Here is a 25337-nt window from a genome sequence, read left to right as displayed (position 1 = left end):
CGTCAGAAACGGCGGGTCAGGCCGGCGGAGACATCTTCGCGGTCATAGGCCCGGCGTATCTCCCGGGTCCCGCCCAGCCGCAGGGTGAAGTCCTCGGCCACATCCACGGCCACGCCCAGGCTGACGGCCTGCACATCGACGGTCACGCCGTCGCTGGACTCCGGTGCGTCGGTCCAGCCGGCCAGGAGTTGCAGACGCGGGCGGGGTCGAAAGGCGGCGGCCAGACCGTAGCCGGACCTGCGCGTGTCGGTCTCGTCCAGCACATTTATCCATCGCGCCGTGAGCGTCAGGGCCTCGCCGCGGGCCAGGGTGATCAGCGGCGTAAGGGTCCGCACGTCGCCGGCCGCATAGCGCGACCATCCCGCGTCCGCGCCCGCCTGGGCGGTCCACCCCGCCCCCAGAGACCTGGGCCGGGCATAGAGGCCGCCGCGCACGCTCGCCTCCGGGCGGAAGTCGGCATGGGCCGTCCCGCCAAGCGCCAGATAGCCCAAGCGATGGCCGAACTGGCCCTCCAGATAGGTGTCGGTGGCGCCGAACTGACGCTGGCGCTCGATCCCGCCCGAAAGGGTCAGGCCGCCCTCGAAGGTGCGGCCCAGGAAGACGGCCACACCGCGCGCGGCGGGGAGTCCGTCGCTGAGCCGCGCGGTGTTGACGTTGGCGTCAAGCCGCCACCGGGCGGACGCTGCCGCCAGCGCCTGCAGGAGCTGCGCCTGCAGCGCCAGGGCGTCGGGGTTCTGCGGCCGGGCGGCGAGCGCAGGCGCCAGCCGGCGGCGCGCCTCCCGGAGATCCTCCCGGAAAAAGGCCAGTCTCGCGCGGGCGACATGCGCGTCGGCATAGTCGGGGGACAGGCGCAGGGCGTAGTCCAGCACCCGCTCGGCGTCGTCGTAGCGGCCGGTGGCGGTGTAGGCGAGGCCCAGGTTCAGCCAGGCGTCGGCGTCGGCGGGGCTCTCGCGGATGGCCGCCTCCAGGAGGGGAACGGCCTCCGCCGCACGGCCGCTGGCGCGCAGGGCCGAGCCCCTGGCCAGGCTATCGCCGGTGGTCGGGGCGGATTCGGGCGCCTGGGCGTGCGCGGCGCTCGCCGCCAGCACGAGCACGACCCCGAGCAGGAACGTTCTCACGGGCCCATCCGCAACGGCGCTGAGAGTCGGTCGAGCCGCGCGACGAGTTCATCGGGGTTGAACGGCTTGGCGAGGTAGTCATCCGCCCCCAGCTTGAGCGCCCCCAGGACGTCTTCCTGACGTTTGAGGGCCGTCAGCATCACCACGATGATCTTGCACAGGTCACCGTCGGCCTTCAGCCGCCGCAGGACCTCGAAGCCGTCCATGATCGGCATCATGCCATCGAGTACGAGGAGGTCCGGCCGCAGCCGCGCCGCGGCGTCCAGCGCCGCCTGCCCGTCCTCGACGCTGTGCACGGCGTAGCCGGCCGCGCTCAGCTTGTGCTCCAGGATGGCTCGCAGAAGGGGATCGTCGTCGGCGACGAGGACGGTAAGTTGGCGCGTGCTCATAGGCATTCCGGGCTCAGTCCAGGCAACGCGACGGCCAGTGCCCCCTAAGGCCGCAGCGAAGGGCGACCCTACAACAGAAGTCAGAGTTTGCGCAGGCGCCGCCTCCGCAGATGGTGGCGCCGGCGTTGATGGTCCCCGCCGCCCGCGCCGCCAGCAGCGCCGTGATGGCCGGCGAAGGCTGGCGATAGAAGCCGATCAGGTGCGCGGCGACGGTTCGCCTCGCCGGTCGGGCGACCGTCTAGTTGACCGCTGCCCTTGAAACGGCCGGCCCGTACTGCAGGCCGTTGAACAGGAACCGGAAGGACGCGTGCGGTTGCGCCCGTTGCGCCACCTCCGGGCCCAGCAGGAAGAGCTTGCCCCGGCCCACGTCCAGGTCGACCACGGCGGCCGCGCCATTGAGCCTGTCCTGGCCCACCGCCCAGCCGCTGCGCAGCACGTCGCCCTGCGGATACCAGGCCGCCCGCGCGGCGGCCGAGCCGGGCGCCACCCGGAACGCCGGGCTGCGGTCGAAGAACACGTTCATGGTCGCCGGCGCGCCGAACGCCAGCGGCTGGCTGTTGTCCACCGCCACCTCCAGCAGCGAGCCCGGGATATAGAACTGCGTGCGCGGCAGGGGCAGGCCCGCGGTGGTGGCCAGGACGTCGGTCACCGGCGCGCTCACCGCCGCCGCCAGGCGGGTCGAGGGCCCGATGGCCGCCACCGTACCGCCGGCGCGCAGGAAGGCGGCCACCTGCGGCCAGGTCTTCTGCGGGGTGATCTCGCCCAACCAGGGGTGGAATTCTGCTGGGATATCCTCGGGCTTCGGCTGACGCGAGGTGAAGCCCTCACCCTCGCCCGCGGCCAGCACGCCGTTGGTGAACACCAGGACGTCGAAGTCGCGGTTCAGGTCGCCGGCGTCCAGGCGCTGCGGATAGACATCTGCGTAGTCGAACTCGAACTGCTCCAGCAGCCAGCGGGTCCAACCGGCGGTCATCACGCCCCCGTACTTGTCCACCAGCCCCACCCGGACGGGCTTCAGCTTCAGCGTTTCGCCAGCCTGCGCGCGGCCCACCGCGTGGGCGTCAAGGCCCAGGCCCGTGACCGCCGCCTCGACCGCGGCGCGGCTGGCGGGGCTGGCGGGGATCCACAGGGCGCCGGGCGCAAAGGCCTGCCGCCCGGCCCGCGTGGCGGCCTTGACCCAATAGACCGGCTGGCCCGCCTTCAGGAGGCGGTTGGAAAGGATGAAGCTGTCGTTCTGCGCGTGGCTGACCAGCCAGCCGGCGCGGCCGGACCCGACCATCCGGCCCGGCGGTGGCGCCATGACGTCGGCCACCGGCTCGAACGGCCCGTCGAACCCCTCCAGCACGCGGTCGAACTTCACGCCCATCTGCAGGGCCAGCGTGTAGCCGGCGACGTCGTAGGGGGCGACCGGCGGGCCGCCGGGATACTCCACGTCGTGCGGATGGTCCTGCGGCTCGAACATGTCCAGCAGGTGCGGGCGGTAGGCCTGGTCGGCCTTCACCACATAGGAGCCGGCGGGATAGGTCTTGCCGGCCACCGTGAAGTCCCGGGTGGCGCGCTCCACGTCGACGCCGGTCTTGATCAGCGAATTGAGGAACTTCACCGCCGTGGGCAGGTCGGCCTGGTCGGCGGGCAGGATGTACCCGCGGGCGTCGCGCATCGCCGGGTCGCGTAGGACGGATGCGTAGAGGTCAGGCTGCAGGCCGGCGTTGCGCCCGGTCCCCACCAGGGGCTTGCCCTTGGCGGCGGCCTCGAGGGCGGCGATCCGCTTGGGCGTGACCGTCCAGGAATCCTTCTGGCCGCGGCTGATGGAGTTGGCGCCCATCCGCCAGATGTTCATCAACAGCCGCTCGCGGTTGCGCGAGGCATAGTCCAGCACCGCGTGGTTCAGGGTCAGCGAGTAGTCGATGGACTGGGCGAACTTCCATTCCTGCGGCGCGATGGGCGCGGGCAGGTCGTTGCGGGCGATCTGGTTCCTGGCCACCAGGGGGATGCTCATGGGCGTGGGGTGGCCGATGATCTCGGTGAGCAGGCCCACGGCGTTGTGGAAGTACATGACCGAGCGCTCCATCCCGTTGTGCCAGGTGGAGTAGGTGGCGCCGCTGCGCATGGTGGAGCCGGGCTTGCCCTCCTCGATCAGCCGGCTGTGCATGGCCGCGCCGATCTCGCTCAAGGTGGTCATCACCAGGGGGTCGTAATGATAGTTGAAGGGGTCGCGGAACGGCGGGACAAACACCACCGTCCCGGCGGGCCCCGTCTGATGCTGGTTGTAGACGATCTGTGGAAACCACTCCCGGAAGAACATCCGGTTGACGTTGGTAGTCTCTTTCATTGCAGATAGAAAGTAGTCGCGGTTGTTATCATGGCCGATGTACTTGTGATATAGCATCGGAAGACTGTGGAATTCTCGCTTCTTCGGATCTTCGTTGCGCATGTACCAGTTGGAGATCATCTCCTGGCCGTCCGGGTTCACCTCGGCGAACAGGATGATCACGTCGTCGAGGATGCGCAGGGTCTCGGCGTCCCGGGCGTTCAGCGTCTGGTAGAGCGCCGCGATCAGCGCTTGTGTCGGGACCGTCTCGTTGGCGTGGAGGCCGCCGTCGATCCAGACCACCGCCTTGCCTTCCCGGGCCATGGCTTTCGCGGCCGCCTCGTCGACGCCCTTGGCCTTGGCCATCCGCCGCGCGATCTCGCGGTAGCGGTCGAGCTTCGCCAGGTTGGCCGGCGAGGAGACGATGGCCACGTACTCGCGGCGACCCTCCTCGGTGGGGCCGATGTCCACCAGCTTCATGCGGTCGGACTGGCTGGCCAGGGTCTTCAGATAGGCTTCGGTCTGGGTGTAGTTCACCAGCCGGTAGTCCGCCCCGATGTCGTGGCCGAAGGCCTCCTTCGGCGTGGTCAGCCTGGGCTGGGCGGGCGCTGCCAGCGGCGCGGCGAGGCCCGCGCACAGGGCCAGGACGGCGGCGCGGCGCTTCAGGGTCAAGTGGCTGATCATCTGCGAAAACTGCTTCCCGGCGCGGCGGCCCGGATGAGCACGGCGGCCAGGGCGTCCGCCCTCCGCAGCCATCTCGTCATGCCTGTCATACGCCTACCCGAACCCGACCCCGAACGAGAAGCATCTGGCCCATCCAAGCTGCCTCGGGCAAGCACCGGCTCGAGGAATTGCGCCGCGGGCCGACGATTGGCGAGAACACCAGCGCAAAGGCTGCCCGCCACGCCTGTCGGAACCGGCTGGTGGCTGGTAGAATGGCGCGTTGCAACGGCGTCGCGATGGGGGCGGTCTTTCCGTGAGTAAGGTTTCCAAGGTCGTCATCCTGAGCGCCGGCCAGGGGCGCAGGCTGTCGCCGCTGACCGACGACAAGCCCAAGTGCCTGATCGGGCTCTCCGGTCGCACCGTCTTGCATTGGCAGCTGGCCAACCTGCACGCCGTGGGGGTGCGCGAGGCGGTGGTGGTCACCGGCTTCGGCGCCGACGCGGTGGACGCTGAAGTCGCCGGCCTCGACCTGCCCGGCCTGACCGTGCGGACCCTGTTCAATCCGTTCTATGCGCTCACCGACAACCTCGCGACCTGCTGGCTGGTGCGCGAGGAACTGCGTGGCGAGGTGCTGCTGCTCAACGGCGACACCCTGTTCGAGCCCGACGTGGCCGAGCGGCTGCTGGCCGCCCCCGCCGCCGAGATCACCGTCACCATCGACCGCAAGGCCAATTACGACGACGACGACATGCGGGTGCTGACCGACGGTGACGTGCTGCTGGCGATCGGCAAGACCATCGCCGAGTTCAACGGCGAATCGATCGGCTTCCTGAGGTTCTCCGCCCCCGGGGCCGACCGGTTCCGGGCGAACGTGGAAGCCGCGCTGCGCCGTCCCGAGGGCCTGAAGCGCTGGTACCTCAGCGTCATCGACCAGATCGCCCGGGAAAGCGGCTGCGTGCGCGTCGCCTCCATCGAGGGCCTGGGATGGGCGGAGATGGACTTCCCCGCCGACCTGCCGCGCAACCTGGCGCTCACCGAGCGCTGGGCGGCCCGGGCGATGGCCGGCTAGGGCCTCAACTCCGTGACGTCCGATCCGCGACACATCCTCGTCACCGGCTCCACGCGGGGGATCGGCGCCGCCATCGTCGCCACCCTGGCCGAGCGCGGCGCGCGGGTGATCGGCCACGGCCGCACGGACGGGGGGGGCGTTCTGGGCGCCGACCTTTCCCGGCCCGGCGAGGCCGACCGCCTGTGGGACCGGGCGCTGGCGCGGCTGGGCGGCCGGATCGACGTGCTGGTGAACAACGCCGGCGTGTTCGAGGCCCTGCCGGTGGATGCTGAGCCCGAAGCCTGGCGGGCCGGCTGGGCGAACACCCTGCAGATCAATCTCCAGGCCGCCGCCGACCTTAGCCGGCGCGCGGTGCTGCACTTCCAGGACACCGGCGGCGGGCGGATCGTCAATATCGCCAGCCGCGCAGCCTATCGCGGCGACTCGCCCCAGCACTGGCACTATGCAGCGTCGAAGGCCGGCCTGATTGGCATGAGCAAGTCGATCGCCCGCGGCTACGCCGGCCAGGGGATCCTGTGCTTCGCCATCTGCCCGGGCTTCGTGATGACCGGCATGGCGGACGACTATGTGGCCAGCCGCGGCGGCGACAAGCTCCTGGCGGACATCCCGCTGGGCCGGGTGGCGGACCCGGCGGAGGTGGCCAGCGCCGCCGCCTACCTGGCGCTGGAGGCGCCGGCGTCGATGACCGGCGCGGTGCTCGACATCAACGGCGCCAGCTACGTGCGCTGAGCCGGATCGCCGGCGGCCACCAGGGCGCGCACCAGATCGAGATCGGCGGGCTTGTCCACGTCCACCGCCGCCAGGCCGAAGGGCGTCAGGACGGCCGTGGCCGCCACCCCTGCACGGCGGCCCAGCCGGCGAACAGCCCCGTCGAGGGTCAGCCGCCGCAGGATGAAGCCGAACAGCATCGCCGGACCCAGCATCAGGGCGATCCGCCAAGGCTGCTTGCGGTGCGCCTCGACGCGGCGCCAGAGATCCACCGCCGCCCGCGCCCGGGACGTCCGCAGCAGGAAGAGGTTGCACCCCGAATAGCGCCCATCGCGGAAGGCCAGATAGGTCCGTTCAGTCTGCGGCGCGGCGGCGCGCACGGCGTCTTCAGGGGCGAGCAGGACCGCGATGTCGGCCTCGGCCGGCGCGTCCTTGCGGAACTGCCGGATCCACTCCGGGCGCAGGAGCGCGTGGTCGCAGGTGGTCACGAGCAGCGGCGCGCCCAGGTGTTCCAGCGCCTGCGCGACGCTAAGGCTTGGGCTGGCCCCCGCCTCGATCCTCTCGACACTGGCGTTGAGGCTGATGGCGGCCAGTTCGGTGTCGATGGCGGGGTCGTTGGAGGACACGCAGATGCGCGCCGCGCCGGCGGCGTCCAGGGCGTGGAGCACGCGGGCCAACAGGGTCTGGCCATCCAGGACGATGAGCCCCTTGTGGGTGACGCCCGCATAGGCCGCCACGGGATCGGCGCCGACCCGTGACCCGGCCAGCACCAGGGCGGTGAAGCCGTTCAAGCCAGGGCCTTCTGGTAGATCCGGTAGGTCTTGTAGATGCGCGCGTGGGCCGCCTCGCAGATCCGTCGCATGGCCAGGTTTTCCTCCAGGATCCAGGAGTACTCGTAGCGTTCATAGCCCCGCGCCTGGGCCTGCGTGATCACAGCGCCCATCATCAGGAACGGCAGGCGCTGGCCCCGGAGCGTGCCGGCGTAGGCGCGCTTCACGCCCATCAGCGGCACCCGGGCGCTCTTCACGCCGCGCACCTTCAGCCGCCAGAGAAGCTTGGCCCAGCCGAACGGGAACAGCCGTCCGTCCAGGTCCGCGATGGCCTCGTTGACGTTGGGCAGGCCCACCAGCACGCCGGCCGGCTCGCCGTCGATCTCGGCGAACCAGATTAGCCCCGGGTCGATCACTGGCCTGAGCGCCTGGGCCAGGTGGCGGGTCTCCGCCTCAGTGGTGGGCGTAAACCCCCAGTTTTCACGCCAGGCGTCATTGAGGATCTCGGTGAGAGTGGCGACCTCGGCCGCATATCGCGACATGTCCAGCGGGCGGAGCACCACCCCCGGCATGGGGTCGCGGCGGGCCCGGTCGAACAGCCGCGCCAGGCCGTGGTGCAGGCTGCCGATGTAGGCGTAGATGTCCTTGGCCTTGACGTAGCCCTGTTCCTCAATGCGGCCGGCGACATAGGGCTGGTCGTGGCCCATCATCAGCATGGGCGGCGTCTGGAAGCCGTCCACCAGCAGCCCCACCTCCTCGTTCACCGACAGGTTCAGGGGCCCCATGGCGGCGGCCATCCCACGAGACTTCAGCCAGGCTTCCGCCGCCTCGAACAGGGCGCCGAAAGTGGCCGAGTCATCCTCCGCCGCGATCAGGCCGAAGGCGCCGGCGGGACGTTGCCGGTCCTGGGGGGCGAGCCGGTCGATCTGGGCGCTGATCCGGCCCACGTCGACGCCGTCGCGGGTGGCCAGCCACATCTCCACCTCGGCGTGGGCGAAGAACGGGTTGGATTTGGCCGAGAGCGCCTCTCGGCGTTCCATCAGGAGCGGCGCGACCCAGGCCGGGTCGTGGGCGTTCAGGCGCATGGGCAAGCGGATGAACCGTTCGAGCTCGGCCTTGGTGCGCACCGGGCTGAGCGCGAGGCCGCCCATCAGCCTTCCAACTGGATCAGCGCCGTGGCTCCCAGCGCCGCGAACACCAGGGGGGCGGTCCAGGCGGCCAGCAGGGGCGACACCGCGCCGCTCTCGCCCAGGGCCGCCAGCAGGCCATCCGCCACCAGGAACATCAGGCCCGCGCCCAGGCTGGCGGTGACGAACATCGCCCCCTGGCTGGAGCGGAAGCTGGCCAGGGCTATGGGCGCGGCCAGGAGCAGCATGATCAGGCCGCCCAGGGGGCTGGCAATGGAGCGCTGCAGCCGCGTGGCGTAGTAGCTGTCCGGCCGCTGCGCTCCGCCGCCGGCCAGGGCGCGCCCCGCGGAGGCCGCGGAGATGGTCTGCTCCCCGAAGAACAGGGACTGCACGTCGGCCGGCTCGAAGGCTGCCGTCCAGGTGATGGTGGCCGCCTGGCCGCTGGAGGCGCCGGCGGCGTTGAACCTGACGAAGCGCGGGTTGGCCAGCCGCCAGCCGCCGGGCGCCCAGGTGGCGTTGGCCGCGTCGATCCGCTCGGTGAGGCGGCCGCCTGCGTCGCGCCGGTAGATCCGCACGTCCTTCAGACTGCGGCCGGTCAGGTCGGTGGTGGCGGCCGAGACCACGTCTCCGCCCACCCGGAAGGCCTTCGGCTTGGGGTCCGCGGCGGGCGCTGGCGGGGCGGTGGCGCGCCACCAGGACTGCAGCGCCGGATCGGTCCTGGGCGCCACGAGCTCGACCGCGGCGAAGTCGATCACCACCACCGCCAAAGCCGCCGGCAGGGCCATGGCCACCAGCTTGTAGGCGGAGACGCCGGAGGCGCGCATGGCGACGATCTCGCTGTCGCCAGCCAGTTTCATGAAGGCGAAGATGCCCCCGGCCAGAACCGCCAGGGGCGCCGCCTGGTCGATCAGCCGCGGCAGGCGCAGGGCCGCGTACTGCACGATCCCGGCCAGGCCCAGGCCGCGCTCGACGATCTCCGGAGTGACTTCCAGGAGGTCGAGGATCTGCAGGACGGCCAGCAGGATGGCGGCGGCGCCCAGGATGCGCAGGGCCACCAGCCGAAGGACGTAGCCGCCAAGCCTCATGAGGCTGCCGCCTTGCGCGGGCGGAGCAACGCCTGGAGCCGTTCTATGGAATCCCCCAGGGCCTGCACGAAGCGCCCGATGGGCGTCTCACCCGGTCGCCGGCGGCTGCCGGCGAACATCCACAGGCAGAAGCCGGTGAACAGGAAGAAGGGGGCGCCGACGCCGATCTCCGGGGACACCCGGCCGGTCTCGGCCAGACCCTGGCCGAACTGCAGCCCGTGCTGGAAACCCAGGAGGAGCGCGCCGGCCAGCAGCAGCCCCGCGGTCCTGCGGCGGCGCTTGGCGGCCAGTCCCAGCGGCAGGGCGATCAGCGGCAGGAACGGCAGGACGACGGACCGCGCCAGCCGGCCATAGAGCTCGGCCAGCAGGGTCTCGCGCGGGATCACCGGCATGGGCGATCCGGCGCGGATGGCCAGTTCCGTAAGCGTCAGCTCGCGCTCGTCGCCGCCCCGTGACCGCAGCAGCGCCGCGGCGTCCGCCACATTGGTCTGCATGGTGAAGGTGTCGAAGCGCAGGCTGTCGAAGTCGCCCGAGCGGTTCTCGCTGAGCCGGGCCCCGTTCTGCAGGACCAGGGTGACGGTCTTGCCATCCGGCTGGGGGGAGAGCTGCGCCGAGCGGGCGGTCAGAACCTCCTCGCCGCCGCCGGGCGTGGCGCGGCGGATGAACACGTGCTGCAGACGTCGGCCCTCGAGGCTGGCGCTGTCGGCGGTCATGATGTTGTCGCCGTCGCTGACGAAGGCCCCGCCGTGCAGGCGACCGTCCCAGCCGGCGTTGACGGCGGCGTGCAGCACCGCGCGATAGGCGTAGCGGCTGTAGGGCTGCAGGTAGCCGAACACCACCAGGCTGATCGACATCAGCACCAGACCCAGGGCCACATAGGGCGCCGCCAGCCGGGTGAGCGGCACGCCACTGGCCAGGAAGGCCTCGATCTCCGAGCCGTCATCCAGCTTGGTGATGACGATGAACAGGGCCACGAAGAAGGCCACCGGCAGGGCCAGGCCCAGGTAGTGGGGCAGCAGGTTGGCGGTCAGCTCCAGGACCGATCCGAACCGGCTATTGGACTGCGACAGGAGGTCCAGCAGCCGCAAGGTGCGCTCCAAGAGCAGGGAGGTGACGGTGACCCCCAGGCAGCCCAACATAGGCCAGGCCGTCATGCGCAGCACGTAGCGGTCGATCAGGGCCAGATGCGGCGCCGCCCCCTCGGATCTCGGCTTTCGGCTCAAGCTGCGGGCCATTGCTGCCGCAGGAACGCCGCCAGGCGCGCGGCGCCCTCGGGACCCAGGTCCATCGCGGCGCCCAGGTCGGGCTGGCCCGGCCAGCCGGCGTCGGGGAAGCTCATGCCCTCGTGGACGCGCTCGCCCTGGTAGCGCGGGATCACGTGGAAATGGACATCGCGGTCGACCATCATCAGCATCAGGTAGTTGATCTGCTGGTAGCCCACGACCTTGCGAAGCAGGGTCTCGACGGCGCTCACGGCGAGGCCAAGATCGGCGAAGGCTGTGGCGCTGAGGTCAGAGAAGGCCTGGGCCTCCTCCTTGCAAATTAGCACGAGCGCGCCAAATGTCGGCTGCTTGGGACGCGCGAGCACCAGCCAGGACCTGGTCTCGCCCACCAAGGTTTCGGGGAAGCCGAAGCTGACGGCGGTGGCGTTGGTCATCTGGGCGTCTTGCCTGCCGTAACGTGCAGCGGTTGATACATCGAGAGGCTCGTCCATCCCCGTGAAATCAGCAAGGACATCGGCCTTGATCCCCCTGGCCGCCGCCCTTGGCCTGTGGGCGCCCGCAGCCGTGGCCGCCGATTGCGAGGGCCAGCCGGGCGCCTCGACCCTCACGGTCCAGGTCAGCGGCGTGCGCGCGGCCCGCGGCCAGGTGGCCATGACCGTCTATCCCGACATGGCGACGCGCTTCCTGGCGCCGGGCGGCAAGCTGGCGCGGGTGCGGCCCAAGGCCCAGGCGCCGGTCACGTCCGCCTGCTTCAACCTGGCGCGGCCCGGATACTATGCGGTGGCGGTCTATCATGACGCCGACGCCGACAGCGATTTCGACCGCACGGTGGTGGGCCTGCCGGCGGAAGGGTTCGGGTTCTCCAACGATCCGCCGACGCCCGCCGCCCTGCCGCCCCTGCGGGCCGTGCGCTTTCCGGTCGGACCGGGGGACAACACCATCCGCATCAGGCTGCGATACCTGCGCTGAGGCCGGGCAGGGCGTACCGGCCCAGCTCGCCGACCTCGCCGGACCGGGCTTCCAGACCGCGGGCGATCACCCGCAGGCCCTCACCCGGCTCGATCTCGATGGCGTGCCAGCGGGCGGCGGCGTGTTGCGTTCCTGAAGGCGCCGAGGCGGAGGGGACGCCCAGCACCGGGATCGGCCCGTGTGGACCCGCCACCACGCCGAACACCGCCTCGTGGGCGTGGCCGTGCAGCACCAGCTCAGCCCCATGACGCCGCAACACCTCCCGAAACTCGGGCCCGTCCGCCAGCGCCTTGCGCCGCGACACCACGCCGGCGCCCGCCGGATGGTGCAGCAACACGACGCGGAACAGGCCTTCGCGGCCCAGGTCGTCCAGCGCCTGCGAAAGTCGTTCGAGCTGCGCCTCGCCCAGCCGGCCGCTGGCCAAGAGCGGCGGCGTGGGGACCGCCGAGCAGAGGTTGACCAGCGCGACGGGGCCGCGCCGGCGAACCCTGGGAAAGTGCGCCTCGCCACCATCGCCGAACCAGGGCCCGAACGCCGCGACCCGGTCGGCCTGCGCGTCCGCAGTCAGGGCGTCGTGGTTGCCGGGGCTGACGGTCACTCGGTCTGCGGGGCCTAGCGACTCCAGCCATGTGCGGGCGGCGGCGAATTCGGCCTGGGTGGAGAAGTTGGTCAGGTCGCCGGTGAGCGCGATGTGGTCGGGGGCGTAGGCGGTGATGTCGGCGCTGATCTGCCCCAGGACCGCCGGATCGTGTTGCCGGTGCTTGCGTCGCCAGGCCAGCCGGCTGAGCGTCCGCTTGGAGACCAGCTCGCCGGCCGGTCCCAGGGTCAGGGGTGACGGCAGGTGCGGGTCAGAGAGGTGGGCCAGGCGAAACAAAGGCAAGGGTGGTCCGTAGCTTGTGGCCAGTCCGCGCCGGAGCGGCGTAAGACAGCGGATAAGCGTTTACAGGGGCGAGCGATCTTGACCAATGCGTTGCGTGCGGGCCCGGCGAGGCCGCTGGCGGCGACCGTCGGCGCCTCCGGCGTGCGGGTGTGGGGCGCCAGCTCCAGCGCCCGGCTGAGCCGCACCTTCGCCCGCCTGGACCTGGCCGAAGTCCAGCCTGGGGATGCAGCCGCCGACGCGACGGTGGTGTTGGCCCATGCCGGCTGGGTGTTCGACGAAGCCCTGATCCGCGCCCTGGCGGAACGTCCCGGGGCCGTGCTGGTTGACACCACCGGCCGGCCGGTGGCGGCGCATATTGCAGGCCCTTTGGCGGCCGCGGCGGCGCAGGGCCTGGACGCCGGCGACCTCGGCCATGATCTCGCCCAGCGGCTCACCGCCCTGGACCTGCTGGGCGCCTACAACAGCACGCTGCGCAAGCGCGAGCCGCCGGTGCTGGAACGGCTTACCGCCGACAATGTCCGCCAGGTGGAGAAGCGGCTGTTCCAGGGTTCCTACAAGGGCGTCACGGACCTGGTGACCAAGTATGTCTGGCCCGCGCCGGCCCGGGTGGTGACCCGTTGGTGCGCCCTGGCCGGGATCACCCCCAACCAGGTGACCTTCGCCAGCCTGCTGCTGGTGCTGGCGGCGCTCTGGCTGTTCTGGACCGGCCAGTTCGGCTGGGGCCTGGCGGCGGCGTGGGTGATGACCTTCCTGGACACCGTCGACGGCAAGCTCGCCCGGGTGACCCTGAAATCTTCGCCCCTGGGCAACGTCTTCGACCACGGCATCGACCTGATTCATCCACCGTTCTGGTGGGCCGCCTGGGTGATGGGCGCGCAGGCCGGCCCGCACCCGCTCACCGCTCCGGGCGCGGTCATCTGGATCGTCGTCGGCGGCTACGTGGCGCAGCGGGTGCTGGAAGGGATCTTCCTGGGCGCCTTCAAGGTGGAGATGCACGCCTGGCGGCCGTTTGACAGCTTCTTCCGGCTGATCACCGCCCGGCGCAATCCGAACCTGATCCTGCTCACCCTGGCGGTCCTCGCCGGGCGGCCGGACATCGGCATCCTGGCCGTGGCCGTCTGGACGGTGATCAGCTTCGTGGTGCATTTGGCGCAATGCGTCCAGGCGGCGGCAGTCCCGCGCGGCGCGGTGGTGTCCTGGCTCTCCCGCTGATGCGCACCGGCGTGATCCGCAATCCGCGCAGCCATGGGAACCGAGGCGCCCCCGCTGCGCCCAGCGAACCCGGCCTGCTATTCGCCGAGCCCCTGTCCCCGGGGGCCTTGGCGGCAGACCTGGCGCGGTTCGTGGCCGAGGGCGTCGAACTGCTGGTCATCGATGGCGGCGACGGCACCGTGCGCGAGGTGCTTAGCGCCCTGCCGGCTGCGTTCGGCGAGGCGCCGCTGCTCTCGGTGATCCCGTCCGGCAAGACAAACATCCTGGCCTTCGACCTGGGCGTCCGGCGATCATGGACCCTCGCCGACGCCCGGGCGGCGGCCGGGAAAGTGAAGCCCAAAGTGCGGGTCCGCGCGCCGCTGCAGGTCAACCGCGACGGCCAGCCGCCGTTGCAGGGCTTCGTCTTCGGCGCCGCGGGCTTGGTGAGAGCCACGGCCCTTGCCGCCGGCGTCCATCGGGCGGGGGTTTTCCAGAACGCGTCGGTGGGCCTGACCCTGGCCGGCGCCGTCGCCCAGTTCGCGGCGGAGAACGCGCGCGGCGCCTGGCGTCGCGGGGCGCCCCTGACGCTCACCGTCGACGACGGCCCCGCGCGGTCCGGCCCCCGGCTGATCACCATGGCCACCACCCTGCACCGACTGCCCTTCGCGCTTCGGCCCTTCGGCCCCGCCCGGCCGGGGTTGAAGTACCTGGACGTACAGGCCCCGCCGCAACGCCTGGCGCAGGCGTTGCCGGCGCTGCTGTGGACCCGGCGCGACCGCTGGCTGGAGCGCCATGGCTACCGGCGCGGCGACGCCGCGTCCCTACGGCTTACCCTCGACAGCCCCTTCGTTCTCGATGGCGAGGTCTATCCCGGTGGCGACCTGACCGTGACCGAGGCGCCGCCCCTGCGGTTCCTGACTCCGTGACCGACCTGGCGCAGATCATCGGCGAAGACCTTGCCCAGCCGGCGCCGGCCTCCGCGGTGGCCTTCGCCCGCACGCTGGCCGAGGCCTTCGACGACCCGGTGGCGGTGCTGTTCTACGGCTCGGCCCTGCGCACCGGAGACCGCGACGGGGTGCTGGATTTCTATGTCCTCACCCGCACTTCGCCCCGAGGCCTGCGCGGGATCGCCAGCCGCGGCCTGTGGCCGGACGTCAGCTATCGCGAGACTTCCGATGACCAGGGGCAGCTGCGGGCCAAGGTCGCGGCCATGACGCTGACCCAGTTCCGGCGCGCCGTTACGGGTCGTGGCGCCGACACCACCATCTGGACCCGCTTTGTCCAACCGGCCGCCCTGGTGTGGAGCGACAGCCCCGAGACCGCCCAGGCGGTGGCCGACGCGGTCGCGGAGGCCGCCAAGACGGCGGCCCGGTTCGCCGCCGCCCTCGGCCCGGTCCAGGGACGGCCGGTCGACTTCTGGACGAGCCTGTTTCGCGAAACCTACGCCGCCGAGTTCCGGGTGGAGCGCGGCCGGGAAGCTACCCTGCTGGTCGCCGACGGCGACCGCTACAACCGGCTGGTGGCCGCCGCCTGGCGCGCCGGCGGAATCGCCGTGGAGGCCGGGGACGACGGAGCGCTGACCCCGCAGATATCCGCGCCGGAGCGGCGGCGCCTGGTGCGCGCCTGGCGCCTACGCCGGGCGCTGGGGCGGCCGCTGAACATCGCAAGGCTGGTAAAGGCGGCTTTCACCTTCGACGGCGCGGCCAGCTATGCGGCGTGGAAGCTCGAGCGGCACACCGGCCTCGCGATCGAGGTGACGCCCTGGCGTGAGCGCCACCCGATCCTGGCGGCGCCCGGGGTCCTGTGGCGGATGTGGCGGGCGGGTCGCTAGAGCATCTTCCGAGAAGTGTGACGCGGTTCTCGGACGAAAGATGCTCTAAACTTTTGATTTGGAGCCATTTTATCCCATTCAAATGGGTCCATTTGGACGGGATAGGCTCTAGGCTGAGGCTTGGCGCGCGCGCTTCGGCAGGAGGCCGAATTCCTGGCCGAGCCGCCCGAACACACGGAGTACCTCGTCGAGCTGTTCGCGGGAGTGCGCGGCGCTGACGCTGGAGCGCAGCAGCGAGCGGTTCTCCGGCGTCGCCGGCGGCACCGCCAGGTTCAGGTAGACGCCGTTGGCCATCAGGGCGTTCCACATGCCCACGGCGGTGGCCTGGTCGGGCATCACCACGGCCGCGATCGGGCTGGCCTGCGGTCCCATGGCGAAACCCAGGGCGCGCAGGCCCTCGAACAGGTGGCGGGCATTCTCGTCAAGCCTGAGGCGAAGGTCGGAGTCCTCCTCCAGGCGGGTCAGGGCCGTCAGCGTCGAGGCGACCACGGCGGGGGGCAGGGAAGCGGTGAACATGTAAGGCCGGCTGACGATGCGCAGCAGGTCGAAGTCGTCTTCGTCGGAGACCACGAATCCGCCGACGCTGCCGAGGCTCTTGGAGAAGGTGCCGACAATGAAATCGACGCCATCCTCGACGCCGGCGGCCTCGGCCAGGCCGCGGCCCTTCTCGCCCAGGACGCCCATGGAGTGGGCCTCATCGACGAGCAGATAGGCGCCCATCTCGCGCTTGACCGCGACGATCTCCTTCAGCGGCGCCACGTCGCCCATCATGGAATAGATGCCTTCCACGACGATCAGCCGACCGCCCGGCCGGTCGCCCAGGCGCTTCAGGCGCTTGTAGAGGTCTTCCGGGTCGTTGTGGCGGAAGCGGATCACTTCGGACTGTGAGAGCCGGGCGCCGTCGTAAATGCTGGCGTGGCTGTCTGCGTCGAGAATCAGGTGGTCGCCGCGGCCCACGAGGCCGGACATCACGCCCAGGTTCGCTTGGTAGCCGGTGGTGAACACCATGGCATGCTTGCGGCCGTAGAATTTGGCCAGCGCCTCTTCCAGCGCCAGGTGGCCGGCGAAGGTGCCGTTGGCGAACCGCGAACCGGTGGTGCCGGTGCCCCACTTGCGCACCGCGGCGGCCGAGGCCTCGATACAGGCCGGGTCGAAGGTCAGGCCCAGGTAATTGTTGGTGCCCAGCAAGATGACCTTGCGGCCGTCCAGCATGCCCTCAGTGGGCGACAGGACGGCGTCGAACCGAACGTTGGACGGGTCCGCGCCGACGCTGCGGATGAGGTCCAGCGGGGCCCGATAGCCCAGGTGCTTGTCGAGAAGCCCCATTCTTACGCCCTCGCCCGCAATTCGTTGATCAGTCCCGCCAGGTCGCCGACGGTCTCCACGTCCGCCAGGCGATCGAGTGGAATGGACAGCTCGAACACGTCCTCGAGCTCCATGACGATGTTCATCAAGGTCAGTGAATCCACGCCCAGGTCACGGCCAATGTCCGATTCCGGGGTTACTTCGACGTTGCGTTGCATGACGACGCTGGCCGTCCGCCCGATCTGCCGGACCGTAAGGTCGGTCACCAACTCCATCTGATCTACCCCCAACGGCCCCTCGACTTTCCTGCTGAGCGCTTGCAAGCGCCCAGGCCTATACGCAGGAGACTCCGGGCCGGATGCGCTAGAGCCAACCCTGCGATCGATACCAGCCGATCGTCTGCCGGAACCCCGACAACAGGTCGAACTCGGGCGCCGGCGCGCCTGGGGCGCGCTCGGCCGACCGGATCCCCCAATCCAAATATGTCAGTTCCCTGACCTTGCCGAATGTAATCACGGGCGTTCTTTGACGCCAGCTATTCGCGATACCCTCCAGCGACGCCATGCCGTAAAGCGCCACAGGGTGGATGCGCAAGAGCCGCGCGGGCCGGTCCAGGGCGGTGGCCGCTGTCTGCATCAACTCGCGCCATTCATAGCCCGCCGGGCGGGCGCCGCTGAGCGAGAAGGGGCCCACGTGCGGGAAATCCACCAGCCATGCGATCTGCCGCGCCGCGTCTTGGACGTGCACAACCGCCACCCGGGCGGCGGGGTCCAGCACCGGCAACATGGGACTTGAGGCCGCAAGAGCGAACAGCCTCAGCGTCTCGCGGTCGCCGGGACCATAGACGGCGGGCGGCCGCACGAGGGTCACCCGCCCGCCCAGCAGGGCCTCCACCACGTCTTCCCCCGCCCGCTTGCTGGCGGCGTAGGCCGACAGGTGCGGCGCGCGGGCCGCCAGGCTCGAGATGTGCAGCACCCGGGGAACGGCCGCCCCCAGGACGGCCTGCGCCAGACGTCGGGTCCCCTCGACATTGACCCGCTGCAGGTCGCCACGGCGGCCGGAAATCAATCCCGCCACATGGACCACCAGGTCGGCGCCCGTGCAGAGGCGGGCCAGGGCGGTCGCGTCGCCGAGGTCGCCCGGGATGACTTCGGGAGTCAGGCCGCTCCAGAACAGGCTTACAGGATCGCGCCGGGCCAGGATGCGCACCCGCCAGCCGGCGTCGGCCAGGGCGCGCACCACATGCTGGCCCAGGAACCCCGTGGCGCCGGTGACCGCGGCCAGGCCGCGGTTCACGCCCGGGTGCGCTCCAGATCGAAGGCGCCCGCCAGATAGGCCTGGCGCGCCTTCGCGCGGCTGAGCTTGCCCGACGAGGTCTGCGGCAGGGCGTGGGGGCCCACCAGCCTGACCTCCGCCTCAACGCTGTGCCGCTGGCGCAGCACGCGGCCGACCTCGGCGCGCAGGGCGTCGCGTACCGCGAGATCAGGGCCCCGGGCCTGCACGAGAACCACCACCTGCTCCTCGTCAGCCCCGGGTACGGAGAAGGCGGCCACGTCGCCGTTGCGCACGGCAGGCAACTCGTCCTCGCAGGTCCACTCCAGGTCCTGCGGCCAGATGTTGCGGCCGTTGACGATCATCAGGTCCTTGCTGCGGCCGGTTAGCACGATCTCGCCGCCGTCGAGGAAGCCCAGGTCGCCAGTGTCCAGCCAGCCGTCGGCGGAGAGCACCCGCCCGGTCTCCTCCGGCTGGCGGAAATAGCCGCGCATCAGGCTGGGGCCGCGGGCGAAGATGCGGCCCACGGCGCGCTCGGCCAGGGGCCGGCCGTCGTCGCCGCGCACCTGCAGCTCGTGGCCGGGCAGGGCGGGGCCGCAGCGGGCGAAGTCGCGGGTGCGATCCGAGGCGGCGCCGGTGACAGCCAGGCTTTCGCGTTCCAGCCTGCCGATGTCGAGGGTCTCCACCGCCAGGCCGCGGCCCAGGGGCGCCATGCTCAGCGCCAGGGTGGCCTCGGCCATGCCGTAGCTGGTCACATAGGCGTCCGCCGAGAAGCCGGCGGGGCCGAACTGGCGGGCGAAGTCGCGCAAGGGTCCGGAGCGGATCATGTCGCCGCCGAGGCCGGCGATGCGCCAGCGCGAGAGGTCCAGGGCCTCGGGCCCGGCGCGGTCGGCGCGCCGGGTGCAGAGCTCATAGCCGAAGGTCGGGCTGTAGGAGATGGTCGCGCCGTTGCGGCTGATCAGCTCCAGCCACAACAAGGGGCGGCGGACGAAGGCGCCGGTTGGCAGCAGGTCCACCGACATCTGGCAGGCCAGCGGGGTCAGCACGAAGCCCACCAGCCCCATGTCATGATAAAGCGGCAGCCACGAACTCGCCCGGTCGGCGGGCCGCACTTGCAGGCCGTGGCGCACGATCGCCTGGGCGTTGGCCATCAGGGCCCGATGGGTCACCAGCACGCCGGTGGGAAAGCGCGTGCTGCCCGAGGAGAACTGCAAGTAGCAGGGATCGTCCGGACGTATGTCAGGAAGGGGCGCCCCCGCGGCCGGGGGCAGGTCGGTCAGGGCGCCCACGAAGCGGACCGCGGCCGGCGGCGCGTCGGCCATCCAGGCGGTAATAGCCGCAGGACCCACGACGGCCGCGGCGTCGGCGGCCTCCAGCATCCGGGTGACCTGCGCCACATAGGCCTCGCGTCCGCCCAGCGGGGCGGGCAGCGGCAGAGGCGCGGGGATCAGGCCGGCATACTGGCAGGCGAAGAAGGCGCGCAGGAAGTCGCCGTCGGTCTCGGCCACCAGGCCGACCCGTTCGCCGGGCTCAAGACCCGCGGCCAGCAGGCGCGGGGCCAGGGCCAGGGCGTCCTCGCGCAGGCGACCATAGGAGAGCGCCTCGGCCACGTCGCCGCGCATGGCGTGGAGGGTGAGGCCGGTCTCGCCGGTGGCGGCGAAATCCAGGGCCTCGGTGAGGGTCGCGAAGTCAGCGAGCCGGACGGCGCGATCCGCTGCGGTGGGAAGGATCATCACTTGCCGCCCTTCGCCTGCGCCGGGTCGTCGGCGCAAGCCCTTTCCTGTGGCGCGCCAACCGTCGCGCGCCCTGCCCGTCTCTGCAACATGGCGAACATGCCCAGGGCAAGGGCCGCCATCGCCGCAACCAGGGACGCACCCGCCCCGGTGAGACCCCAGGCGCTCACGGCCGCGGGCAGGGCGGCCAGCAGGATCACGGCCACCGCCAAGCGCACCTTCACCACGTCGCCAGGGCGGCCCAGGGAGACCAGCAGCGGCTCCATTGGCAGGGCCAGGATGCCGATCACCGCGGCCGCCACCTGCCAGGTCATCACGGTCCCCGCCGCAGCGAAGGCCTCGCCCATCACCAGGCTCAGGAGGGGCCGACCGAACAGGGCGGTGATGACCAGCAGGAGCACGCCTACGCCGCCTCCGATCAGCCCGACCTGGAGGGCCAGGCGCCGCATAGCTCCTTCGCCCTCGGTGACATGCAACCGGGCGAGTTCCGGATAGAGCGCCGGGATCAGCAGCCGCGCGGGCTTGGCCAGCGCATCGGCGACCTGGCGGCCGATCCGCCACAGGGCGGCGGGGGCAGGCCCCATCAGGGCGCCGACCATCAGGGTGATGGCGTGGGTGAAGGCGGCGTCCAGGCTGCTGGCGAGGTTGGTGGCCCAGGCGAACCGCCAGGCGCCGGGGAGCCCCGCCACCATCGGCCCACGCCAGCGGAACCCGGCCAGCAGGCCGCGTCGGCGGGTCTCGCGGACGGCGGCCACGGCCAAGTAGACAAAGGCCACCACGGTCCCGAGCGCCCAGGCGGCCAGGAATCCCGTCAGGGAGGCGCCGGCAAGAAGCGCCGCGCCGCTGCCCGCCAGCCGCACGACGGAGCTCACCGGCGCCTGGGCGGCGATCAGGTCGAAACGGTCAAAAAGGCGCAGCAGGCCGATGGCGGTGGAGGGCGCCATGACCAGGATGGTCAGGCCGTACAGGGCGGCGGCGGGGCTGTCCGCCGGGGTCCAGCCGAGCCGTGGCCCGAACGCCAGGGCGCAGGCCACCGCGAGGGTAACGCCCACCAGGCCGCTGACCGCGTCGAGGAAGAGGGTGAAGCGCATCACCTGCTGGAAGCGTGGCCGGTCGCCTTCGGCCACCGGGGCGGCCCCATAGTGCAGGACGGTCTGCCAGGCGTTGAACTTGACCACCTCGCCGATCAGCTGGGCGAAGGCGTTGATCAGGATTAACACGCCGACCTCGCGCACCCCCAGGGCCCGGGCGGCGACGGCGATGTAGGCCAGGCTGAGGACCGCGTTGGCGGCCTTGCCGCTCAAGAGCACGCCGGCGTTGGCCAGCACCCGGCTGAGCAGGGAGCGTTCAGCGGCGGCGGTCATGGCGCCCGCTCCAGCAGGCGAACGATCGCCTGCGCCGCCCGCTGGGAGGAGGACGCGCCCTCCAGGTCGAAGGTCTCGGCGAAGCCGGCCTCCTGCGGGGCGCGATACAGGCGCGTGTGGTCGGCGCGGGACCGGTCGATGGAGTCGATGACGTGGGCGGCGTGCTCCACCACCGGGCCGTAGGTCCAGCAGAGGTAGTCCTCGTGACCGCGCCAGGCGACGCGGTGGGTGTTGAGGAAGGCGCAGGGGCGGGGCTCGAGGAGGAATTCGTAGACCTGGCTGGAGACGTCGCCCAGGTACACGTCGGCCAGGCGGGTGTAGCTCATGTCCATCATCGCCGGGCCGCCCAGGTCGATGTGAATGTTGGGGGCGTCCGCGAACCAGGCCAGCTTTGCCCGGTCGGGGTGGTGGGCGTCGAACAGGCGCACGTGCGGGGCGAAGATCAGGTTGTAGCGGTCGTCGGCGGCGAACGCCTCCAGCACCTTCAGCCCCTCGCCCGGCCAGGAACTCAGCGCCGGGTCGAAGTGCGGATTGTAGAGCACCACCGGCCGGACCTGCGCGAACGCCGGCAGCCGGGGCGGCGGCAGGGCCTCGACCATGTCGAACTTCGGATAGCCCACGCTGACGCAGTTCTCGGGTCTGGCCAGGCCGGGCTCCACGATCCTGTCCCGGGTCTTGGGCCCCGAGGCCATCACCAGGTCGAACAGCCCCAGACGCGGCTCGAAGGTGCCACCCCGGTCTCCTGCCCCGTGCTGGGTGTAGATCAACAGCGGTCGCTTCAGGCCCAGCCGGCGGATCAGGGTGGTGGTCCGCTCGGGACAGGCGATGGCGTCATAGCCGGCCAACACCCCGAGGTTGGCGGCCAGCATGGCGGCCTTGGGCGGCACCGAAGCGCCGTTGGGCCGGAAGCCGCGCAGCCAGCCCGGGCCTAGCAGGCGCTGCTTAAGCGGCGCTGCCTCAGTTCGCACTGTCAGGTCGTCGATCAGGTCCAGCTGGGCCTGGGTGGTGGCGGCCACTTCCACATCGATCTGCGGCCAGCCTCTGGCGAGCGCCAGGGCGATAGGCAGGCTGTGGAAAACCTGGTGCGGCTGGGCGATGAACAGGAAGCAGACCTTGCGCCGGGCGGCCTGAGCGTCCGCGCGCAAGGGATCAGCGTCCACTGATCCGGGCGCGGACGCCGCCCTTCAGGACCATGCGGTCGCCGGCGCCATCGATGGCGTAGCTGTCGGCCTGCACGGCGCCCGTGTCGCCGGCGCCCTTCAGCCCTTCGCCGCTGATCTGGCCGGTGGCCGTGTTGATGGTGGCGACCTTGGCGACGAACCGAGATCCGCCCCGCTCCAGGCGTACGTCGCCCTCCAGACGCAGGGTCAGGTCGTCCTCGCGGAACACGCCGCGCTGAGCGACGCTGCGCGCGCCGTCGGGCTCTCCGGCCCGGCCGATGAACACCGTCGGGCTGTCCAGCAGGATGCGGGCCGCGTCACCGGCGTCCCGGACGCCGGATCGGGCGGTGACCACATAGCGGCTGCCGTCGCGCCCCTGGCCCCGGAACGAGGGATTGATCATGCGCACCGCGGTCTCGGCGGCCACCGGCGGCGGAGCGCGCAGGACCGCCAGCGAGCGCCAGGCGATCTGGCCGGCCACGCCGGCGACCACGGTCGCGGCGGCCAGCGGCAGTCCGAGCCGAAGGACGCGCACCCACACCAGCCGCTTGCGGCGCCCTTCCCGGGCAGCGTTGAAAGTCAGGTCGGTGCTCAAGTCCGGGTCATCCATGGGCCGCAACGGCCTTAGCCCAGAATGATCCCGTGTGCGCGGCTTGAAAACGGCGAAGCGCTGCGGTCAGACCCGCTCGATGATGATCGCCGGGGCCATGCCGCCGGCGGCGCACATGGTCACCAGGCCGCGCTTCAGGTCGCGGCGTTCCAGCTCGTCCAGCAGGGTGCCGATCAGGATCGCGCCGGTGGCGCCGATCGGGTGGCCCAGCGCCATGGCGCCGCCGTTGACGTTGACCTTGTCGCGGTCGAGCCCCAGGTCGCGGATGAACTTCTCGGCCACCACCGCGAACGCCTCGTTGATTTCCCACAGGTCGATGTCGTCGACGGTGAGGCCGGCCTTGGCCAGCACCTTGCGGGCCGCCGGAACCGGCGCGTTGAGCATCAGGGTCGGGCTGTCGCCGATGTTGGCCATGGCCACCACCCTGGCGCGGGGTTTCAGGCCGTGCTTGGCCGCGTACTCCGGCGAGGCCAGCAGCAGGGCGCCCGAGCCGTCGACCACGCCCGACGAGTTGCCGGCGTGGTGCACGTGGTTGAACACCAGGTCCGGATAGACCTTCTGGATCAGGCCGCCCAGGGTGGTCCCCTCGGCGTCGATGGGCATGGCGGCGTAGGCGGCGAAGGACGCCTTCAGGCCCGACAGGCCCTCCATCGTGGTCTGCGGGCGGGGGAACTCCTCGCGATCCAGGGCGAGCGTCCCGTCCTCGTTGTAGACGGGGACCAGGGCCCGATCGAAGTGGCCGTTGCGGATGGCGTGGTCGGCGCGCTGCTGGCTGACCAGGGCGAGCTCGTCCAGCGCCTCGCGCTCGATGCCCTCCAGAGTGGCGATTGCGTCGGCGCAGACCCCCTGGTGCGACTGCGGGTGGCGGGCGCGCAGGCGCATGTTGCCGCCGTCCATCAAGGTCATGCTGCTAGGGTCGGCGATGGCGGCGGTGTAGCTCATCATCTCGCAGCCGCCGGCGATCACCAGGTCTTCCATGCCCGACATGATGTTGGCCGCCGCGATGTTCACCGCCGTGATGCCGGAGCCGCAGAACCGGTCCAGGGTCATGCCGCTGGCGCGCACGTCGTAGCCGGCGTCCAGCGCCGCCATCCGGCCCATGTCGCCGCCCTGCTTGCCGCGCTGGCTGGAGGTGCCCCAGATGATGTCGTCCACCTCGGCGGTGTTGAGGTTGTTGCGCTCGGCTAGGCCCTTGAGGACGGTAGCGGCGAGCTGCTGGGGATGAATTTCGGCGAGGGCGCCCTTGCCGACCTTGCCGATGCCGCGGGGCGTGCGGCAGGCGTCGATGATCAGGGCTTCGGGCATGGTCTCGTCCTTCAGAGCGGCGCGGGTTCGCCGACGATCAGTTGGCGACCCGCCGTAGGGTCAGTCCAGCGCAAATCTGGCGACGCACTCTGACCGGCGACGACGACCTTCACGCGGCGACGAGCCGGCTCAGTCGCTGCCGGATCAGGGCGTCCGCCTCGACCATGATTCGGTCGATCAGTTCCTTGCAGGTCGGCACGTCGTGGATCAGGCCGGCCACCATGCCGCAGGACCAGGCGCCGGCGTCCATGTCCCCCTGCTGCATGATCTTCGGATAGACCCCGCCGACCTCGGCGATGATGTCGGTGAACTTCAGGTCGGCGCCCAGGGTCCGCTCCTTTTCCAGCAGGCGGTCCACGGCCGCATTGGCCAGCACGCGCTCGGTGTTGCGCAGCGGGCGCATGATCAGGCGGGTGTCGAGTTCCGAGGCCGCCACCAGGGCCTGTTTCACGTTCTCATGGATCGGCGCTTCCTTCGTGGCCATGAAACGGGTGCCCATGTTCATGCCCTCCGCGCCCAGCGCCAGGGCGGCCACCAGCGAGCGTCCGTCGGCCATGCCGCCAGAGGCCACGAAGGGAATCCTCAGCTCCTCGGCGGCGCGGGGCAGCAGGATGAAGTTCGGCACGTCATCCTCGCCCGGATGGCCGCCGCACTCGAAGCCGTCGACGCTGACCGCGTCGCAGCCGATGGACTCCGCCTTCAGGGAGTGACGCACCGAGGTGCACTTGTGGATCACCTTGATCCCGGCTTCCTTGAGCGCCGGCATCCACTTCTGGGGATTGTTCCCCGCGGTCTCCACCACCTTCACCCCGCCGTCGATGATCGCCGTCACATAGCCCGGGTAGTCCGGCGGCGTGACCGAGGGCAGGAAGGTCAGGTTCACGCCGAACGGCATGTCGGTCATCTCCCGGCAGCGGGCGATCTCCTTGCCGAGCGCTTCGGGGGTTCGTTGGGTCAGGCCGGTGATGATCCCCAGGCCGCCGGCGTTGGACACCGCGGCGGCCAGTTCCGCCAGACCGACGAAGTGCATGCCGCCCTGGATGATCGGATGTTCAATCGCGAACAGTTCGGTGATGCGGGTTTTCATGGCGGCGCCCCTGTGATGCTGGTCGCGCAAAACTCTAGTGGCGGCATCCGGGCCGTCAATTCCGCGGGCGGTGGATCGCCGCGTGACGATCCCGCTCTATCTCGCTGCCCTTCTCCCGAACCAGGATCATCTAGGGATACCAGGGACTGTCGCTTCGATCCCGCAAT

General features: G+C 70.9%; 24 protein-coding genes. 6 read left to right on the top strand and 18 right to left on the bottom strand.

The window, feature by feature from the left end; genetic code table 11:
* Window positions 1–2 precede the first annotated feature (2 nt).
* From ACLL81_RS15935 to ACLL81_RS15925, 3 genes are all read right to left on the bottom strand, one after another.
* Window positions 3–1118, bottom strand: a complete 1116-nt coding sequence (locus tag ACLL81_RS15935) for a YaiO family outer membrane beta-barrel protein (protein WP_411289348.1) — start codon at window positions 1116–1118, stop codon at window positions 3–5.
* Window positions 1115–1507 carry a response regulator transcription factor gene (locus ACLL81_RS15930; RefSeq protein WP_411289347.1) on the bottom strand — a complete coding sequence of 131 codons (393 nt, stop codon included), beginning with the start codon at window positions 1505–1507 and terminating at the stop codon, window positions 1115–1117. The genes ACLL81_RS15935 and ACLL81_RS15930 overlap by 4 nt, the downstream gene beginning before the upstream one ends.
* A 238-nt stretch (window positions 1508–1745) precedes the next feature.
* Window positions 1746–4502 (bottom strand): M14 metallopeptidase family protein, encoded by a 2757-nt coding sequence (locus ACLL81_RS15925; RefSeq protein WP_411289346.1) that lies wholly within the window; start codon window positions 4500–4502, stop codon window positions 1746–1748.
* A gap of 292 nt (window positions 4503–4794) precedes the next feature.
* Between ACLL81_RS15925 and ACLL81_RS15920 the strand changes: the two genes are divergently transcribed.
* Together ACLL81_RS15920 and ACLL81_RS15915 are read left to right on the top strand one after the other, a co-directional pair.
* Entirely contained in the window at window positions 4795–5550 is a 756-nt protein-coding gene (locus ACLL81_RS15920; protein WP_411289345.1) for an NTP transferase domain-containing protein, read from the top strand.
* Between the two features lie 12 nt (window positions 5551–5562).
* A complete protein-coding gene (locus ACLL81_RS15915) occupies window positions 5563–6279 on the top strand; it encodes an SDR family NAD(P)-dependent oxidoreductase (protein WP_411289344.1) in 717 nt (238 codons plus the stop codon).
* On the opposite strand, the gene ACLL81_RS15910 is transcribed toward ACLL81_RS15915, so the two are convergent.
* The 5 genes from ACLL81_RS15910 to ACLL81_RS15890 are packed head-to-tail and all read right to left on the bottom strand — an operon-like array spanning window position 6267 to window position 10897.
* On the bottom strand, window positions 6267–7049 hold the full coding sequence (locus ACLL81_RS15910) for a nucleotidyltransferase family protein (protein ID WP_411289343.1): 783 nt from the start codon (window positions 7047–7049) through the stop codon (window positions 6267–6269). The genes ACLL81_RS15915 and ACLL81_RS15910 overlap by 13 nt on opposite strands.
* The gene (locus ACLL81_RS15905; protein WP_411289342.1) at window positions 7046–8179 is read right to left on the bottom strand and encodes a dATP pyrophosphohydrolase; all 1134 of its coding nucleotides are present in this window, start codon (window positions 8177–8179) and stop codon (window positions 7046–7048) included. The genes ACLL81_RS15910 and ACLL81_RS15905 overlap by 4 nt, the downstream gene beginning before the upstream one ends.
* Window positions 8179–9240, bottom strand: a complete 1062-nt coding sequence (locus ACLL81_RS15900) for an LptF/LptG family permease (RefSeq protein ID WP_411289341.1) — start codon at window positions 9238–9240, stop codon at window positions 8179–8181. The genes ACLL81_RS15905 and ACLL81_RS15900 overlap by 1 nt, the downstream gene beginning before the upstream one ends.
* The gene (locus ACLL81_RS15895; protein WP_411289340.1) at window positions 9237–10475 is read right to left on the bottom strand and encodes an LptF/LptG family permease; all 1239 of its coding nucleotides are present in this window, start codon (window positions 10473–10475) and stop codon (window positions 9237–9239) included. The genes ACLL81_RS15900 and ACLL81_RS15895 overlap by 4 nt, the downstream gene beginning before the upstream one ends.
* On the bottom strand, window positions 10460–10897 hold the full coding sequence (locus ACLL81_RS15890) for an HIT family protein (protein ID WP_411289339.1): 438 nt from the start codon (window positions 10895–10897) through the stop codon (window positions 10460–10462). Before ACLL81_RS15890 ends, ACLL81_RS15895 begins: the two co-directional genes overlap by 16 nt.
* Before the next feature lie 85 nt (window positions 10898–10982).
* On the opposite strand from ACLL81_RS15890, the gene ACLL81_RS15885 reads away from it, so the two are divergent.
* Complete coding sequence (locus tag ACLL81_RS15885; RefSeq protein WP_411289338.1) at window positions 10983–11432, top strand: DUF2141 domain-containing protein; 450 nt, start codon at window positions 10983–10985, stop codon at window positions 11430–11432.
* On the opposite strand, the gene ACLL81_RS15880 is transcribed toward ACLL81_RS15885, so the two are convergent.
* Window positions 11410–12312 carry a metallophosphoesterase family protein gene (locus ACLL81_RS15880; protein WP_411289337.1) on the bottom strand — a complete coding sequence of 301 codons (903 nt, stop codon included), beginning with the start codon at window positions 12310–12312 and terminating at the stop codon, window positions 11410–11412. The genes ACLL81_RS15885 and ACLL81_RS15880 overlap by 23 nt on opposite strands.
* A 78-nt stretch (window positions 12313–12390) precedes the next feature.
* Between ACLL81_RS15880 and ACLL81_RS15875 the strand changes: the two genes are divergently transcribed.
* The 3 genes from ACLL81_RS15875 to ACLL81_RS15865 are packed head-to-tail and all read left to right on the top strand — an operon-like array spanning window position 12391 to window position 15334.
* Entirely contained in the window at window positions 12391–13524 is a 1134-nt protein-coding gene (locus tag ACLL81_RS15875; protein ID WP_411289336.1) for a CDP-alcohol phosphatidyltransferase family protein, read from the top strand.
* Entirely contained in the window at window positions 13524–14429 is a 906-nt protein-coding gene (locus ACLL81_RS15870) for a diacylglycerol/lipid kinase family protein (RefSeq protein ID WP_411289335.1), read from the top strand. The genes ACLL81_RS15875 and ACLL81_RS15870 overlap by 1 nt, the downstream gene beginning before the upstream one ends.
* Window positions 14426–15334, top strand: a complete 909-nt coding sequence (locus ACLL81_RS15865) for a hypothetical protein (RefSeq protein ID WP_411289334.1) — start codon at window positions 14426–14428, stop codon at window positions 15332–15334. Before ACLL81_RS15870 ends, ACLL81_RS15865 begins: the two co-directional genes overlap by 4 nt.
* A 108-nt stretch (window positions 15335–15442) precedes the next feature.
* On the opposite strand, the gene spt is transcribed toward ACLL81_RS15865, so the two are convergent.
* The 9 genes from spt to ACLL81_RS15820 form a co-directional block, all read right to left on the bottom strand.
* Window positions 15443–16660, bottom strand: coding sequence for a serine palmitoyltransferase (spt, locus tag ACLL81_RS15860; RefSeq protein ID WP_411289333.1), 1218 nt, complete (start codon window positions 16658–16660; stop codon window positions 15443–15445).
* A gap of 2 nt (window positions 16661–16662) precedes the next feature.
* Entirely contained in the window at window positions 16663–16914 is a 252-nt protein-coding gene (locus tag ACLL81_RS15855; protein ID WP_411289332.1) for an acyl carrier protein, read from the bottom strand.
* An 88-nt stretch (window positions 16915–17002) separates the two neighbouring features.
* On the bottom strand, window positions 17003–17935 hold the full coding sequence (locus ACLL81_RS15850; protein WP_411289331.1) for an NAD-dependent epimerase/dehydratase family protein: 933 nt from the start codon (window positions 17933–17935) through the stop codon (window positions 17003–17005).
* On the bottom strand, window positions 17932–19644 hold the full coding sequence (locus ACLL81_RS15845) for a fatty acyl-AMP ligase (RefSeq protein WP_411289330.1): 1713 nt from the start codon (window positions 19642–19644) through the stop codon (window positions 17932–17934). Before ACLL81_RS15845 ends, ACLL81_RS15850 begins: the two co-directional genes overlap by 4 nt.
* Window positions 19644–21008: a lipopolysaccharide biosynthesis protein gene (locus ACLL81_RS15840; protein WP_411289329.1), complete on the bottom strand. Its 1365-nt coding sequence runs from the start codon at window positions 21006–21008 to the stop codon at window positions 19644–19646. Before ACLL81_RS15840 ends, ACLL81_RS15845 begins: the two co-directional genes overlap by 1 nt.
* Window positions 21005–22153, bottom strand: a complete 1149-nt coding sequence (locus tag ACLL81_RS15835) for a glycerophosphotransferase (RefSeq protein ID WP_411289328.1) — start codon at window positions 22151–22153, stop codon at window positions 21005–21007. Before ACLL81_RS15835 ends, ACLL81_RS15840 begins: the two co-directional genes overlap by 4 nt.
* A gap of 4 nt (window positions 22154–22157) precedes the next feature.
* The gene (gene lptC / locus ACLL81_RS15830; protein ID WP_411289327.1) at window positions 22158–22763 is read right to left on the bottom strand and encodes an LPS export ABC transporter periplasmic protein LptC; all 606 of its coding nucleotides are present in this window, start codon (window positions 22761–22763) and stop codon (window positions 22158–22160) included.
* An 81-nt stretch (window positions 22764–22844) separates the two neighbouring features.
* The gene (locus ACLL81_RS15825; RefSeq protein WP_411289326.1) at window positions 22845–24083 is read right to left on the bottom strand and encodes an acetyl-CoA C-acetyltransferase; all 1239 of its coding nucleotides are present in this window, start codon (window positions 24081–24083) and stop codon (window positions 22845–22847) included.
* 109 nt (window positions 24084–24192) lie between these two features.
* Entirely contained in the window at window positions 24193–25170 is a 978-nt protein-coding gene (locus ACLL81_RS15820; RefSeq protein ID WP_411289325.1) for an NAD(P)H-dependent flavin oxidoreductase, read from the bottom strand.
* Window positions 25171–25337 lie beyond the last annotated feature (167 nt).

This window comes from Phenylobacterium sp., assembly GCF_046590535.1.
In the GTDB taxonomy this organism is placed as follows: Bacteria; Pseudomonadota; Alphaproteobacteria; order Caulobacterales; family Caulobacteraceae; genus Phenylobacterium.
The sequence above is the reverse complement of the archived record's forward strand: the minus strand, read 5'-3'. Positions and strand labels throughout refer to the sequence as shown.